The organism is Mesorhizobium sp. FG116 (assembly GCF_057809835.1).
On sequence record NZ_JBMDKS010000006.1, the window covers coordinates 59,212 to 73,249 of the forward strand.

Sequence of the window (14,038 nt, forward strand, 5' to 3'; positions counted from 1 at the left end):
CGACATGGGGCGTGCATCCCTGCCCTGTCAAGGTCAGTGGGTTTCACTCCACCTTTTTCGGCCGCCGCAGCGAAAAGAGCAGAACCCCGGCCAAAGCTGCCGCTAGTCCATACCAGGTGATGGCGTATTGCAGGTGGTTGTTGGGCAAGTCGATGAGCGTGACGCCACCCATCGGCAAATGGCCGGGATTGGGCGTGGCGTCGGCATCGATGAAGATCGGCACCATTTGGTAGCCTGCCGGCAGGCCAGCACTCGCCGCCATGGCATCGCGATCCTTCCAATAGAAGATGTTCTTTGCCGGATCGTTGTCGGGCAACATTCCCGATGGCTTCACCGCAAGTGGATTTCGAGCAAGGCCGGTCAGGGTCACAATGCCCGCAACCTGCCCTTCAGGGCGCTTGGCCGGATCCTTCATGTCGTAAGGGACGAAGCCGCGATTGACGAAGACAAGACGCCCATCGTCCAGCTTCAGGGGCGTGAAGACATCGAAGCCTGACTGCCCCTGCCAGGTGGCAAAGAAGTGACGTTCCGCCTCATGCAGGAATGTCCCGGTCACCGTTACCGGGACGTAGTCGACGTCGCCTTCCGCAGCGAACTTCTTCTCGACATCAGCCAGCGGCTGGGGTGCCGCGTGCATGCGCTGGTCGATGGTCTGTAGGATCGCTTCCTTCCAGTGAAGGCGCTGCACCTGCCAGGTTCCAAGCGCCAGGAGGACGGCTATGCCGGCCAAACCCAGCACGAGCGCGAAAACGGTGCGGCGGCGCGACGGCGCGCCAACCGATACTGACTGATCTGTCATTGGCTATTGTCCAGCCTGCCTTCGGCGGCCTTGTTGCGGTACTGCAGGGTCAGGAGCACGCCCTTGATCAATCTGAGCGCAGTCAGGCACAAGACAATGAGCAGCGGTACCCAAAGGGTGAAATGCAGCCACAGCGGTGGGCCGTAGGACACTTCAGTCCACAACGCCAATCCGACCACGACAAATCCGATGATGAGGATGACGAAGACGGCGGGACCATCGCCTGCATCCGCATATGAATAGTCCAGGCCGCAATTGTCGCAGCCCGAACCCACGGAAAGAAAACCGGAAAACAATCGCCCTTCTCCGCAGCGCGGGCACCTGCCGGCGAGGCCGGCCTGGATCGGATCGATGGGCGGCCAGATGGCCTTGTCATCATTCATGGGCGTCACACTACCAGCAAGCAGCCCCAAAAGATAAGGCGGCCACGTTGCCGCAGCCGCCTCATTTCTTATTCGAAACCCGGATCAGTGGCCGGCGGCGATCGTTGCCCCGGAAGATGCCCAAACGTAGATCGAGGCAAAGAGGAACAGCCACACCACGTCGACAAAGTGCCAATACCAGGCGGCGGCTTCGAAACCGAAGTGCTGCTTCGGCGTGAAATCGCCGCGAACCGCGCGGATCAGGCAGACGATCAGGAAAATCGTGCCGATCAGGACGTGGAAACCATGGAAGCCGGTAGCCATGAAGAAGGTCGCGCCGTAGATGGATTCCTTGAACGCAAACGGCGCGTGCATGTACTCGTAAGCCTGCACGAAGCTGAACAGGATGCCAAGGCCAACGGTCAATGCCAGGCCGTTGATCAGGCCCTTGCGGTCACCGTGGATCAGCGCATGGTGCGCCCAGGTCACCGTCGTGCCGGAAAGCAGCAGGATGATGGTGTTGTAGAGCGGCAGGTGGAAGGGATCGAGCACTTCGATGCCCTTCGGCGGCCACACGCCACCGGTGAACTCGGTGCGGGCGTACTGGTGCACCTCGTTGGGGAACAGGCTGGCGTCGAAGAAAGCCCAGAACCAGGCAACGAAGAACATCACCTCGGAGGCGATGAACATGATCATGCCGTAGCGCAGGTGCAGCGAGACAACGCGCGTATGGTGGCCTTCATGCGCTTCCTTGATGGTGTCCGACCACCAGGAGAACATCGTATAAAGAACGATCAGCAGGCCTATGAAGAATATCCACGGCGTCGCCAGGTTTATGCCGAACAGGTGGAACTCGTTGCCCTTGAGGTACTGCATCCAGCCCACGCCACCGATAGCCATGACCAGCGCGCCGACCGAGCCGATGAACGGCCACGGGCTAGGATCGATGATGTGGTAGTCGTGTTGCGGTTTTGCGTGCGCGTCTGCCATGTCAGCCCCCGAGTTTCCCTTCGGTATTCGAAACTGTCTTGCCGTCGTCTTCGACCGGTGCCGAGGCCACCGGCTTGTCTCCCTCAGTCGGGAACATCGTATAAGACAGCGTGATCGTCTTTACATCTTTCATTTCCGGCAAATCGACAATGTCGGGATCGACATAGAAGACCACCGGCATGTCCAGCGTCTCGCCGGGCTTCAGCGTCGTATCGGTGAAGCAGAAACACTCGACCTTGTTGAAGTACGCGCCGGCAAGCTCCGGCGTGACGTTGAACGTGGCCCGGCCGGTAACCGGCTTGTCGGATAGATTGGTTGCCGTGTAGTGCGCCTGCGCCGTCTCGCCGATCTTGATCGTCATGGCGCGGGCAACAGGCTCGAACTGCCACGGGATACCGGCCGTATTGGCATCGAAGCGGATGGTGATGTCGCGGTCGAGCACCCGGTCGGAATACTGCGTCGTGCGCTGGGTGGTGCCGCCATAGCCGGTCACCTGGCAAAACAGCGAATACAGCGGAACCGCGGCATAGGCCATTCCAACCATCCCGCCAAAGAAGGCCACGCAAACCGCCGCGACAACGCGATTGTTCTTCTGCCTTGCCCTGTCTATGTCAGGATTGACGCTCATCGCCTCCTCACATCGGCCGGTTGAGGATGGCGGGACCGAACTTCGCGATGGTCGCCACGTAGAAGATGACGACAAGTGCCGCCAGAGCCAGCCCGATCGCGATGGAACGGTTGCGCCGGGCTTTTCTCTGGCGTTCGGTAAGGGTCACAAGTTCGAGATCGTCCATCGCCGTCACACTCCGCCAAGGTTCAAGGCGTGTTCGACGAGGCGATCACCCAGATAGACAGCAAAGATCGCGAACAGATAGAGCAGCGAATAGCCGAACAGCGCCTTGGCAGGCTTCATCGCACGGTCGGCATCGCTCATGCGCAATACCTTCCACGAGTACCAGACAAAGCCAGCGCCGAGCAGCAAGGCAACAATGCCGTACACGGCGGTCGTATAGCCAAGACCCCAGGGCAGCACGCCGATCGGCGCAAGCACCAGCGCATAGGCGAATATCTGCCGGCGCGTCGACGCCTCGCCTGCAACGTTCGGCATCATCGGAACGCCGGCGCGCTGGTAGTCGTCGGACTTGAACAGGGCAAGCGCCCAGAAATGCGGCGGCGTCCACAGGAAGATGATCAGGAACAGGATCACGCTTTCAAGGCTGATCGAACCAGTAGCGGCAGCCCAGCCGATCATGGGCGGGAAGGCGCCAGCCGCACCGCCGATGACGATGTTCTGCGGGGTCCAGCGCTTCAGCCACATCGTATAGATGACGGCATAGAAGAAAATCGTAAAGGCGAGCAGCGAGGCCGAGAGCCAGTTGACCAGCACGCCGAGCGTCATCACCGAAAGCGCCGAAAGCACAAGCCCGAAGCTCAGCGCCTCGCCGGGCGTTACCTTGCCAGAGGGCACAGGCCGGGTGGCGGTGCGGGTCATGACGGCGTCGATATCGGCGTCATACCACATGTTGAGGGCGCCGGAGGCTCCTGCGCCAATGGCAATCGACAAGATGGCGATCACCGCGATGAACGGATTGATCGTCACCGGCGCAGCGATCAGGCCGACGAACGCCGTGAACACGACCAGCGACATCACGCGCGGCTTCAGAAGCGCGAAGAAATCGCCAGCCGTCGCTTCCGACATGCGGAAGTCAGCGTCCTCGATGCTTGTATGGTCAACCAGGGCCATGCGTACTCAAAAGTCCGATCATTCCGTTTGGCCAAAACCGCCGGCCGTAGCCGGCGATTTCGATTTCAATTGCCTACCCGCCTACTTGATGCGGGGAAGCTGTTCCCACTGGTGGTAAGGCGGCGGCGAAGGAAGCTGCCATTCCAGCGTCGTCGCACCTTCACCCCACGGGTTGGCGCCGGCGATGCGCTTCTTCGAAAACGCCTCGAAGACGCCCACGAGGAAGATCAGCACGCCGAATGCCGAGATGTAGGATCCGTAGGAGGAAACCATGTTCCAGCCGGCGAACGCATCCGGATAGTCGATGTAGCGGCGCGGCATGCCCGACAGGCCAAGGAAGTGCTGCGGGAAGAACACCAGGTTGACGCCGATGAACGTGACCCAGAAATGGGCGCGCGCGATGAACGGCGAATACATGTAGCCGGTCATCTTCGGGAACCAGTAGTACCAGCCGGCGAAGATGGCGAACACCGAGCCCAGCGACATCACGTAGTGGAAGTGGGCGACGACGTAGTAGGTGTCGTGCACCGCGCGGTCGAAGCCGGCATTGGCGAGCTGGACGCCGGTAACGCCGCCGACCGTGAACAGGAACACGAAGGCGATCGCCCACAGCATCGGCGTGCGGATGGTGATGGAACCGCCCCACATGGTGGCGACCCAGGAGAAGATCTTCACGCCCGTCGGCACCGCGATCACCATGGTGGCGAAAGCGAAGTAGCGCTGGGCGTCAAGCGAGATGCCGGTGGTGAACATGTGGTGAGCCCACACGACGAAGCCGACCGCGCCGATCGCGACCATGGCGTAGGCCATGCCGAGGTAGCCGAAAACCGGCTTCTTGGAGAAGGTCGAGATGATGTGGCTGATGATGCCGAAGCCCGGCAGGATCAGGATATAAACTTCCGGGTGACCGAAGAACCAGAACAGGTGCTGGAACAGGATCGGATCGCCGCCGCCGTCCGGCGTGAAGAACGTCGTGCCGAAGTTGCGGTCGGTGAGAAGCATGGTGATGCCGCCGGCGAGAACCGGGAGCGACAGGAGAAGCAGGAAGGCGGTGATCAGCACCGACCAGGCAAACAGCGGCATCTTGTGCAGCGTCATGCCAGGAGCGCGCATGTTGAAGATCGTGGTGATGAAGTTGATCGCGCCAAGGATCGAGGAAGCACCCGCCACGTGGACCGAGAGGATGGCCAGATCCATCGCCGGACCGGGCTGGCCGGTGGTCGAGAACGGCGGATACATCGTCCAGCCGCCGCCGATACCATAGGAACCGGGAGCGCTCGGCACGAAGAAGGACAGAAGCAAAAGGATCAGCGCCGGAGGCAGCAGCCAGAACGAAATGTTGTTCATGCGCGGGAAGGCCATGTCCGGCGCACCGATCATGATCGGCACCATCCAGTTGGCAAACCCACCGATCAGGGCAGGCATGACCATGAAGAAGATCATGATCAGGCCGTGCATGGTGGTGAAGGCGTTGTACATCGCCTTGCCGCCGTCGACGGCAGCGTCGCCCTCGAAGCCGTAGACCATCTGGGCAAAGCCCGTGAAGATCTGGATGCCCGGCTCGGCAAGCTCCATGCGCATCATGACGGACAGGAAGCCGCCGATGATGCCCGCGATGATTGCGAATATCAGGTAGAGCGTACCGATATCCTTGTGATTGGTCGAATAGACCCAACGCACCCAACCTTGCGGGTGATGATGATCGTCATGTGCTGCAGCGTGTGCCATGTTCGGTTCCGTTGCCTTGAATTCCCTGGGTATAAAGCCTTAGGCCTGCGACGAATTAGTTTCCAGCCGAAGCTACGTTCTGCTTGGCAGCGATTTCGGCCATCAGCGCCTTGTTGGCGCCCGGCAGATCGGCCTTGGCCGCTGCAAACCACGTATTGTACTGCGCTTCGGAAACGACCCGGATGGCGATCGGCATGAAGGCATGGTCCTTGCCGCACAATTCGGAGCATTGGCCGTAATAGATGCCTTCCTTCTCGACCTTGAACCAGGTCTCGTTGGTGCGGCCCGGCACCGCGTCGGTCTTCAGCCCGAATGCCGGCATCGCGAAGGCATGGATCACGTCGGAAGCCGTGACCAGGACCCGAACCATGGTGTTGACCGGAACGACGAGTTCGTTGTCGACAGCGAGAAGACGCGGGTAGACCGCCTTGTCTTCCTTGCCGAGAGCGGCGCGGTCCGCGTCGCCCAGAACGGCGGAGTTGAAGGAAAGCGGCTCTTCGGTCTGGTATTCGTAGTCCCAGTTCCACTGGTTGGCCGTCGCCTTGAGCGTCAGCTTGGCCTCTTCCGGCGGCGAATACTGAGCCGTCAGGAGCTGGAACGAAGGCACGGCGATGAACAGCAGGATGAGGACCGGACCGACGGTCCAGATCACTTCGATCAGCGTGTTGTGGCTGGTGCGCGAGGCAGTCGGGTTCACGCTCGCACGGAACTTCATGATGCAGTAAGCGAGCAGGAACAGGACCAAAAGCGTGATCGGGACGATGAACCACAGCGTGTAGTGCTCGAACCAGGTTATCTGGTGCATTATGCCTGTGGCGGCAGGCTGGAAGGTCATTTCCCAATCCTGCGGCTGGGCTGCCTGGGCGGATGCCCCAGCAAGCAAAGTAGCGGCAGCGCTGAAGCCCCCTGCAACGATCTTTCTCATCGCCCTTATCATCTCCCCTGCCTCGCAGCGCGGCTGCGAGAATATCCAATGCGCGCCGGGACGGGAATCCCGGACACTCCGTTGCTGGTTCAAACCATACTCTTTGTTCTACCGCAAGGAAGGAGGTCCGCCAATCATGCGGCATTTTTGCGCGCAACGGGGTGCGGTTGGGCACGGAACCATCGGTGGAATATGAGGCCCGCACCCACAAGCGACACCCCGGAGCGCAAATTTCACTTGAAAAACCCCAATATCGCCGCAGTCAAAAGCAATTGAACGCCGTAGCGTCCTTTTCCTTGGCTTCGGCGCGGCCTAAAGTGTCGTGATTCGTAGTGGAGTCGTCATGAACTCTTGGGTTTCGAGAACCTTGGCAAAGGTCATCTTTCTCGCCGCCTTGTTGTGCGCCGGCTCAAGCCTTGCCGCACAGCCAAGCGGCAGCGTGAAGTCCACCCACGGGGCGTGGTCGATCATCTGCGACACGCCTGCGGGCGCCAGCGCCGAACAATGCGTGATGATGCAGAACGTCGTCGCCGAGGATCGCCCCGAAATGGGCCTTTCGGTCGTCGTCCTGCGCACCGCAGACAACAAGGCCGAAATCCTGCGTGTCCTGGCCCCCTTGGGCGTGCTGCTTCCGAACGGCCTCGGCCTCAATGTCGACGGCAAGGACATCGGCCGCGCCTATTTCGTGCGCTGCTTCCAGGACGGCTGCTACGCCGAGGTCATCCTCGAGAAATCCCTGCTCGATACGCTGAAAACGGGCACCGCCGCCACCTTCATCATTTTCCAGACGCCGGAAGAGGGCATCGGCATCCCGGTCGACCTCAAGGGTTTCGCCGACGGCTTCGCTGCGCTGCCCTGAGTATCGTTTCAGCAAGGTGCATTGCCGAGCGGCCCTTGCGCGCCTACATCGGGTGCAAAGATTTGCCTCGAAGGTAGCCGCGTCATGACCAGCCTCATCAGCCAGTTCGATATTTCCGACGACCGCATCAAGAATATCGTCGCCGACACGCTGAAAGGCGCCGACGACGGCGAGCTTTATCTCGAATACAGCGAGAGCGAAGCGCTGATGTTCGACAATGGCCGGTTGAAGACGGCGAACTTCAACACCGACCAGGGCTTTGGCTTGCGCGCTGTAGCCGGCGAAGCGACCGGCTATGCGCATTCCAGCGAATTGTCCGAGACAGCGCTCCTGCGCGCCTCGGATGCCGTATCGGCGGTAAAGGGCGGCTATTCGGGAACGCTCGCTGCAGCGCCGCAGCGCACCAACCGCCATCTCTACAGCGACGAGAACCCCATTCCCTCGCCGTCGTTCGAAGCCAAGTCGAAGCTCCTGCAGGAAATCGACGCGTGGCTGCGCGCGGAGGACCCGCGCGTGCGCCAGGTCACCGCCTCGCTGGCATCGTCGTGGCAGCATGTCGAGATCCTGCGCGGCGACGGCCAGACGGTGCGCGACATCCGCCCGCTGGTCAGGATCAACGTCTCTGTCGTCGTCGGCGATGGCGACCGCCAGGAAAGCGGCTCCTTCGGCATGGGCGGCCGCAAGGGGTTCGGCGAATTCCTGGTCGAAGACAGCTGGAAGCAGGCTGCGAAGGAGGCGCTGCGGCAAGCATTGGTCAATCTCGAGGCCATCCCCGCCCCCGCCGGGACCTTCGATATCGTGCTCTCAAGCGGCTGGCCGGGCGTCATGCTGCACGAAGCGGTCGGCCACGGGCTGGAAGGCGACTTCAACCGCAAGAAGACCTCCGCCTTCGCCGGACTGATGGGCCAGCAGGTTGCGGCGAAGGGCGTCACCGTCGTCGACGACGGCACCATGGCCGAGCGGCGCGGCTCGCTCACCGTTGACGACGAAGGCACGCCCTCGGCCCGCAACGTGCTGATTGAGGACGGCAAGCTGGTCGGCTACATGCAGGATAGGCTCAACGCGCGCCTGATGGGCATGGCCGCCACCGGAAACGGCCGGCGCGAAAGCTATGCCCACCAGCCGATGCCGCGCATGACCAACACCTACATGACCGCCGGCGACATGGAACCGGACGAGATCATCGCTTCTGTGAAGAAGGGCATCTACGCCGTCTCCTTCGGCGGCGGCCAGGTCGACATAACTTCCGGCAAGTTCGTGTTCGGCTGCACCGAAGCCTACATGATCGAGGACGGCAAGGTGACCCAGCCGATCAAGGGCGCCATGCTGATCGGCAACGGGCCGGACGCGATGCATCGCGTCACCATGATCGGCAACGACATGAAGCTCGACACCGGCATCGGCATGTGCGGCAAGGCCGGACAGGGCGTGCCGGTCGGCGTCGGCCAGCCGCATCTGCGCATGAACCAGATGACGGTCGGCGGCACACAGGTCTGACCGAAGCAGCTTCCCGAACTGATTCACCGAAAAGTGCCAACCGATTGTTTTCGCGAGCAATCGGTTGCACTTTGGTTCCTTGATTTCATGCATGTCTTTGTCCCGAAACCGGTGTCCACTTTCGGGAGACACGCATTAGACCCACGAAGCCGGCGACTTAGGCAATCTGTGGTCGGGATCGATGATATCGAGGCGCGGGCCGTCCTTGTCGTTCCAGCGCCACAGCGCAACGCAGGTACCGCCCGGCGACATGAAGGACGGGTAGACAACGCCGTGCGATCCGTCCTTCATCAACCGCTTGCGCAGCTTGTGGGTTTGCGGAACTTGCTTGCGATCGAGCGCATCGCGCCACTCGCATTTGTGGACTGTTTCGCTGACACCCAATTTGGCAAGCGCCTCTTCGTCGGTCAGGTCGGCCAAGCGAGCGCCCGACAGTTCCAATTGCGCGATCAGGGCCGGGTGCTGGACGAAACCCTGATTGTACTCCGCCCACGCCGTGGAAAGCTCGCGGGCCGCGTAGATAGTCGGCGCGCCGACAGGATTCCAGCGCCCGCCGAAGCGCGCAGCACCCTCGCCCGACAAAGGCAGATGCGCCCACTGCGGCACGAAGGCGCGCCACAGCGTCAGCTTGGAAGGAGCGTCAGGCATAGACGCCGGAACGCACAGCCTCCAGATAGGCAAGCACCTTGTCGGCCTTGCCCTCGCCTACGAGATCGTAGGCGGTCTTGCCCGCCCAGCCGGGGATCGGCTGGTGCTTGAACCAGATCGCCGCGCGCTGCTCATCGCCCGCCATTTCGCCTGCCATCGCCAGGATGCGGACGACAGGGCTCAGTGCGGCGTCAACCTTGCGCGCGCCGGCCTTCGCCGCCAGCGTGTTGCGGGCGACGCCGATCAGGCCGGCCAGTTCGCTCAGGTTCACGCCAAGCAGTTCGGCCACGCGCCGCGCCGACAAGAATGGCGACTTGCCTTCGCCAAAGCGCGAGGCCGGAATTTCAAGGACTGCGGAGGTCATGACGACATCTCAATGCTCAAATTGACAATATAGTGTCAAAATATGCGCAAAGCCCGCTCAATTCAAGCGCAAGCGCTTATCTTCGCTTCCTCGGCTTTTCCAAGAGCGCCACCGCCTCGACATGTGGCGACCATAGGAACTGGTCGATCGGCGTCACGCTCTTCAACTGGTAACCGCCGGCGATGAGGATGGAGAGGTCGCGAGCGAGCGTCGTCGGATTGCACGATACGGCGGCAACGAAGGGCACATCCGACCGCGCAAGCTGCTTCGACTGGTCTTCCGCTCCGGCACGCGGCGGATCGAAGACGACGCCATCGAAAGCGTTCAATTCCTTGAAGGTCAGCGGTCGCCTAAACAGGTCGCGGCGCTCCCCGGTCACGCGTTTCAACCCAGAGGCAAACCGGAATGCCTTGTCGAGCGCAGAAAGGGCGGCCGCATCGCCCTCCACCGCATGCACCTCCGATTTCGCAGCAAGGCGCAGCGCGAAGCTCCCGCAACCGGCAAAGAGGTCAGCAACCTTCTTCGCCCGCGAAAGGTGTGGGCCAACCAGATCAATCATCGCCTGCTCCGCCGGCTCGGTCGCCTGCAGGAACGAACCTGGCGGGACGGCAACGGCGACGGTGCCGAACATCACCACCGGCTTCTTCGGCTCGACGATGATTTCGCCTTCAACCGATAGCCGCGCCAACCCTGACCGAAGGACAAAGTCCGATGCCGAACGGCGTTGGCGCTCATCCATCTTGCCCGATCCTGCAGCCGCGACATCGAGCCCGGAGGCCGTCGCAGTGACGGACATGTGGAACGAGCGCGGCGTGGCGCAGATTTCTCCCGCCAATTTGCGCAGCATGTCGAACGCGCCAACGATCTCGGGCAATGTCACCGGGCATTCGTCCAGCGGAACGATCTCCGCCGACAGATGGCGGTTGAAGCCGAGCAAAATGCCCTTTTCGGTGCGGCGCGCACTCAGCGTCACCCGGCGGCGCGTGTGTGGAGAGCATGGCACAAGTTCGCCAACCTCGCAGTCGATCCTCACCGCCTTCAGCGCCTGAACAACCTTCTCACGCTTCCATGCGCGATAGGCGCTTTCTTCCAGATGCTGGAGAGCACAACCGCCGCACTCGCCGAAATGACGGCAGGCCGGCTCGACCCTCAGCGGCGACGGTTCAAGCAGCGCCATCAGTGTTGCGCGATCGCGCTCACGCGCAGCGGTTACCACCTCGCCCGGCAAGGTGAAGGGAATGAAGACGTGACCGCCGTCCATCTCCGCAACGCCATCGCCTTGCGCGCCGAGCCTCTGAACCGTGAAGCGCGTGCTCATCTGTCCTTGATGCCCCCAAGCAGGAATTCGCGGTTGCCGTCACCGCCTTCGATGGGTGACGGGCAAAGCCCCAGCGCGCGCCAATCCGGCAATGTGTCCAGCCACGCCTGCAAATCCGCAGCCACCCGCCCGGCATCCGCCGCATCCTTCAAAAGCCCGCCCTTGCCGATGGCGTCTTTGCCGGCCTCGAACTGCGGCTTGACCAGAAGCAGCGCCCGCGCACCGGCCTTGGCCAAGGAAAGCGCCGGCGGCAGCGCCAGTTTCAGCGAAATGAAGCTGACATCGGAAACAATGAAATCGGGTGTCCGACCGCCAAGTTCAACCGAGGTCATGTCGCGCGCGTTCAGACCCTCGATGGATGTCACACGCCGGTCATTGGCGATGCTTTCATGCATCTGGCCGTGGCCGACATCTATCGCCGTGACATGGGCCGCGCCGCGCTCCAGCAGCACCTGCGTGAACCCACCGGTCGATGCGCCGACATCAAGCGCCTCGCAACCCGAAACATCGAAGCGGAAATGATCGAGGCCGGCGATCAGCTTCAGCGCAGCGCGCGACACATAGGCCTGCGCGGGATCGTCCACGGAGATCGGCACGTCGGGCAAAACAGCTTGGCCCGGCTTGCGAACCACCGAGCCTTCCACGCTCACCGTGCCGCGCTCGACGGCGTCGCGGGCACGCGAGCGACTGGCGAACAGCCCACGATTGACGAGCAGTTCGTCAAGCCGCTGGCGCGCACTGGCTGGCTGGAAAGGCTTCATCGGCCTTCATTGGCGAAAGCCGACGACGAAGGCAAGCGCCATCTCAATGGAACAAAATCGATTCGAACCAGAGGCTTAGATTGCCGTGCTGGGAAACCGATTCACCGGCTTAATCCGGTGAATCAGGCACGCTGCGCGCCAACGGAACGTCCAAGCGCTGCAAACACGGCCTGCACGATGCCCGCCGCGTCAAGGCCGGCTGCGGCATACATCTTTTCCGGCTTGCCGTGGTCGGTGAACTCATCGGGCAGCACCAGCGGGCGAACCTTGAGGCCGCTTTCGAGCAATCCTTCATGCGCGAGGAAGTGCAGCACATGGCTGGCGAAGCCGCCAATGGCGCCCTCCTCCACCGTCACCAGCACATCGTGCGAGCGGGCAAGCCTGCGCACCAGATCCTGATCCAGCGGCTTAGCGAAACGCGCATCGGCAACGGTGGTCGAAAGCCCTGCCGCACCCAGTTCCTCGGCTGCCAGCAGGCAATCGGCAAGGCGCGTTCCGAACGACAGCAGCGCAACCCTGGTGCCTTCCTTGACGATACGGCCCTTGCCGATTTCCAGCACCGAACCGCGTTCGGGCATCTCGACGCCGACACCATTGCCGCGCGGATAGCGGAAAGAAATGGGGCCTTCGTCATAGCTCGCGGCGGTGCGCACCATATGACGCAGTTCGGCTTCATCCGCCGCAGCCATGACGACGAAGCCCGGCAACGACGCCAGGAAAGTCGTGTCGAACGCGCCGCAATGCGTCGCGCCATCGGCGCCGACATAGCCGGCCCGGTCGATGGGAAAACGCACCGGCAGTTTCTGGATCGCCACGTCGTGGACAACCTGATCGTAGGCGCGTTGCAGGAAGGTCGAGTAGATGGCGGCGAACGGCTTGTAGCCCTCAGTCGCCAAGCCGGCGGCAAAGGTCACCCCGTGCTGTTCGGCTATGCCGACATCGAAGGTGCGGCTTGGGAAGACTTCGCCAAACAGGTCGAGGCCGGTGCCGCCCGGCATGGCGGCGGTCACGGCGACGATGCGCTCGTCCTCGCGCGCTTCCTGGATCAGGCTTTGGGCAAAAACCTTGGTGTAGCTCGGCGCATTGGCCGGTGCCTTGGCCTGCGCGCCGGTGATGACGTCGAAGCGGTTGACGCCGTGATACTTATCGGCCGCTGCCTCGGCCGGCGCGTAGCCCTTGCCCTTCTGGGTCACGACATGGATCAACACCGGTCCCGTGCCGTGGTCGCGCACGTTCTTCAGCACCGGAACGAGGTGTTCCAGATTGTGCCCGTCGATCGGGCCGATGTGGAAGAAGCCCATCTCCTCGAACAGCGTGCCGCCGGTGACATAGCCGCGCGCATGTTCGACCGCGCGGGTGATCGCCCTGTCCGCACGCTCGCCGAGATAGCCCGTCAGCTTCTTGCCAAGTTCGCGAAAGCCTTGATAGGTCCGACCCGACGCGAGCCGCGCCAGATAGGCGCTCATCGCGCCCACAGGCGGTGCAATCGACATCTCGTTGTCGTTCAGGATGACGATCAGGCGCGAACCCAATGCACCGGCGTTGTTCAAGGCTTCATAGGCCATGCCCGCCGACAGCGCGCCGTCGCCGATGACGGCGATGACATTGTTCTTGCCGCCGGAAAGGTCGCGCGCCACCGCCATGCCGAGACCGGCAGAGATCGAGGTGGAGGAATGGGCCGCGCCGAACGGATCGTAGTCACTCTCGTCGCGCTTGGTGAAGCCTGACAGGCCGCCCTCTTGCCTCAGCGTGCGGATGCGGTCACGCCTGCCGCTCAAAATCTTGTGCGGATAGGCCTGGTGGCCGACATCCCAGATGATGCGATCCTGTGGTGTGTTGAAGACGTAGTGCAGCGCCACCGTCAGTTCGACGACACCCAGGCCCGCGCCGAGATGGCCGCCGGTCTGGGAGACCGCGTCGATCATCTCCGTGCGCAATTCGGCGGCCAGTTGCGGCAACGCAGTTTCAGGCAGGCCACGCAAATCCGCCGGAACGCTCACCTTGTCCAGAAGCGGGGTGTCGGGTCTAGGGTTCACGTCGGCA

15 protein-coding genes are annotated in these 14,038 nt (G+C 62.2%); 2 read left to right on the plus strand and 13 right to left on the minus strand.

What is annotated here, in order from left to right; genetic code table 11:
- Window positions 1-43: 43 nt before the first annotated feature.
- The 8 genes from ACODTY_RS07230 to coxB form a co-directional block, all read right to left on the minus strand.
- Window positions 44-799: an SURF1 family protein gene (locus ACODTY_RS07230; protein ID WP_488993616.1), complete on the minus strand. Its 756-nt coding sequence runs from the start codon at window positions 797-799 to the stop codon at window positions 44-46.
- Window positions 796-1,182, minus strand: coding sequence for a DUF983 domain-containing protein (locus ACODTY_RS07235; protein WP_488993617.1), 387 nt, complete (start codon window positions 1,180-1,182; stop codon window positions 796-798). The genes ACODTY_RS07230 and ACODTY_RS07235 overlap by 4 nt, the downstream gene beginning before the upstream one ends.
- Window positions 1,183-1,266: 84 nt before the next feature.
- The gene (locus tag ACODTY_RS07240) at window positions 1,267-2,151 is read right to left on the minus strand and encodes a cytochrome c oxidase subunit 3 (protein WP_488993618.1); all 885 of its coding nucleotides are present in this window, start codon (window positions 2,149-2,151) and stop codon (window positions 1,267-1,269) included.
- Between the two features lies 1 nt (window position 2,152).
- Window positions 2,153-2,779 carry a cytochrome c oxidase assembly protein gene (locus ACODTY_RS07245; RefSeq protein WP_488993619.1) on the minus strand — a complete coding sequence of 209 codons (627 nt, stop codon included), beginning with the start codon at window positions 2,777-2,779 and terminating at the stop codon, window positions 2,153-2,155.
- 7 nt (window positions 2,780-2,786) lie between these two features.
- The gene (locus tag ACODTY_RS07250; RefSeq protein ID WP_162249064.1) at window positions 2,787-2,945 is read right to left on the minus strand and encodes a hypothetical protein; all 159 of its coding nucleotides are present in this window, start codon (window positions 2,943-2,945) and stop codon (window positions 2,787-2,789) included.
- A 5-nt stretch (window positions 2,946-2,950) separates the two neighbouring features.
- Window positions 2,951-3,895, minus strand: coding sequence for a heme o synthase (locus ACODTY_RS07255; RefSeq protein WP_488993620.1), 945 nt, complete (start codon window positions 3,893-3,895; stop codon window positions 2,951-2,953).
- 81 nt (window positions 3,896-3,976) lie between these two features.
- Window positions 3,977-5,623 (minus strand): cytochrome c oxidase subunit I, encoded by a 1,647-nt coding sequence (ctaD, locus tag ACODTY_RS07260; protein WP_488993621.1) that lies wholly within the window; start codon window positions 5,621-5,623, stop codon window positions 3,977-3,979.
- A gap of 55 nt (window positions 5,624-5,678) precedes the next feature.
- Window positions 5,679-6,548 carry a cytochrome c oxidase subunit II gene (gene coxB / locus ACODTY_RS07265; protein ID WP_488993622.1) on the minus strand — a complete coding sequence of 290 codons (870 nt, stop codon included), beginning with the start codon at window positions 6,546-6,548 and terminating at the stop codon, window positions 5,679-5,681.
- Between the two features lie 343 nt (window positions 6,549-6,891).
- Between coxB and ACODTY_RS07270 the strand changes: the two genes are divergently transcribed.
- Both ACODTY_RS07270 and tldD read left to right on the plus strand, forming a co-directional pair.
- A complete protein-coding gene (locus ACODTY_RS07270) occupies window positions 6,892-7,407 on the plus strand; it encodes an invasion associated locus B family protein (RefSeq protein ID WP_056245204.1) in 516 nt (171 codons plus the stop codon).
- A gap of 84 nt (window positions 7,408-7,491) precedes the next feature.
- The gene (tldD, locus tag ACODTY_RS07275) at window positions 7,492-8,904 is read left to right on the plus strand and encodes a metalloprotease TldD (RefSeq protein WP_488993623.1); all 1,413 of its coding nucleotides are present in this window, start codon (window positions 7,492-7,494) and stop codon (window positions 8,902-8,904) included.
- Between the two features lie 135 nt (window positions 8,905-9,039).
- Here tldD and ACODTY_RS07280 read toward each other — a convergent pair whose 3' ends face one another.
- From ACODTY_RS07280 to dxs, 5 genes are all read right to left on the minus strand, one after another.
- Entirely contained in the window at window positions 9,040-9,552 is a 513-nt protein-coding gene (locus tag ACODTY_RS07280) for an RES family NAD+ phosphorylase (RefSeq protein WP_488993624.1), read from the minus strand.
- Window positions 9,545-9,916, minus strand: coding sequence for an antitoxin Xre/MbcA/ParS toxin-binding domain-containing protein (locus tag ACODTY_RS07285; RefSeq protein ID WP_056245802.1), 372 nt, complete (start codon window positions 9,914-9,916; stop codon window positions 9,545-9,547). The genes ACODTY_RS07280 and ACODTY_RS07285 overlap by 8 nt, the downstream gene beginning before the upstream one ends.
- Before the next feature lie 76 nt (window positions 9,917-9,992).
- Window positions 9,993-11,234, minus strand: a complete 1,242-nt coding sequence (locus tag ACODTY_RS07290) for a class I SAM-dependent RNA methyltransferase (RefSeq protein ID WP_488993625.1) — start codon at window positions 11,232-11,234, stop codon at window positions 9,993-9,995.
- Window positions 11,231-11,995 carry a TlyA family RNA methyltransferase gene (locus tag ACODTY_RS07295; protein WP_488993626.1) on the minus strand — a complete coding sequence of 255 codons (765 nt, stop codon included), beginning with the start codon at window positions 11,993-11,995 and terminating at the stop codon, window positions 11,231-11,233. The genes ACODTY_RS07290 and ACODTY_RS07295 overlap by 4 nt, the downstream gene beginning before the upstream one ends.
- A 122-nt stretch (window positions 11,996-12,117) precedes the next feature.
- Window positions 12,118-14,031: a 1-deoxy-D-xylulose-5-phosphate synthase gene (gene dxs / locus ACODTY_RS07300; RefSeq protein WP_488993627.1), complete on the minus strand. Its 1,914-nt coding sequence runs from the start codon at window positions 14,029-14,031 to the stop codon at window positions 12,118-12,120.
- Window positions 14,032-14,038 lie beyond the last annotated feature (7 nt).

Bases quoted from the DNA above. Each gene is read 5' to 3' on its own strand.
- ACODTY_RS07250 (WP_162249064.1), bottom strand. From the start codon at position 2,945: ATGGACGATCTCGAACTTGTGACCCTTACCGAACGCCAGAGAAAAGCC.
- coxB (WP_488993622.1), bottom strand. From the start codon at position 6,548: ATGAGAAAGATCGTTGCAGGGGGCTTCAGCGCTGCCGCTACTTTGCTT.
- ACODTY_RS07240 (WP_488993618.1), bottom strand. From the start codon at position 2,151: ATGGCAGACGCGCACGCAAAACCGCAACACGACTACCACATCATCGAT.
- ACODTY_RS07245 (WP_488993619.1), bottom strand. From the start codon at position 2,779: ATGAGCGTCAATCCTGACATAGACAGGGCAAGGCAGAAGAACAATCGC.
- ctaD (WP_488993621.1), bottom strand. From the start codon at position 5,623: ATGGCACACGCTGCAGCACATGACGATCATCATCACCCGCAAGGTTGG.
- tldD (WP_488993623.1), top strand. From the start codon at position 7,492: ATGACCAGCCTCATCAGCCAGTTCGATATTTCCGACGACCGCATCAAG.
- ACODTY_RS07280 (WP_488993624.1), bottom strand. From the start codon at position 9,552: ATGCCTGACGCTCCTTCCAAGCTGACGCTGTGGCGCGCCTTCGTGCCG.
- ACODTY_RS07235 (WP_488993617.1), bottom strand. From the start codon at position 1,182: ATGAATGATGACAAGGCCATCTGGCCGCCCATCGATCCGATCCAGGCC.
- ACODTY_RS07290 (WP_488993625.1), bottom strand. From the start codon at position 11,234: ATGAGCACGCGCTTCACGGTTCAGAGGCTCGGCGCGCAAGGCGATGGC.
- ACODTY_RS07270 (WP_056245204.1), top strand. From the start codon at position 6,892: ATGAACTCTTGGGTTTCGAGAACCTTGGCAAAGGTCATCTTTCTCGCC.
- ACODTY_RS07285 (WP_056245802.1), bottom strand. From the start codon at position 9,916: ATGACCTCCGCAGTCCTTGAAATTCCGGCCTCGCGCTTTGGCGAAGGC.
- ACODTY_RS07230 (WP_488993616.1), bottom strand. From the start codon at position 799: ATGACAGATCAGTCAGTATCGGTTGGCGCGCCGTCGCGCCGCCGCACC.
- ACODTY_RS07255 (WP_488993620.1), bottom strand. From the start codon at position 3,895: ATGGCCCTGGTTGACCATACAAGCATCGAGGACGCTGACTTCCGCATG.
- ACODTY_RS07295 (WP_488993626.1), bottom strand. From the start codon at position 11,995: ATGAAGCCTTTCCAGCCAGCCAGTGCGCGCCAGCGGCTTGACGAACTG.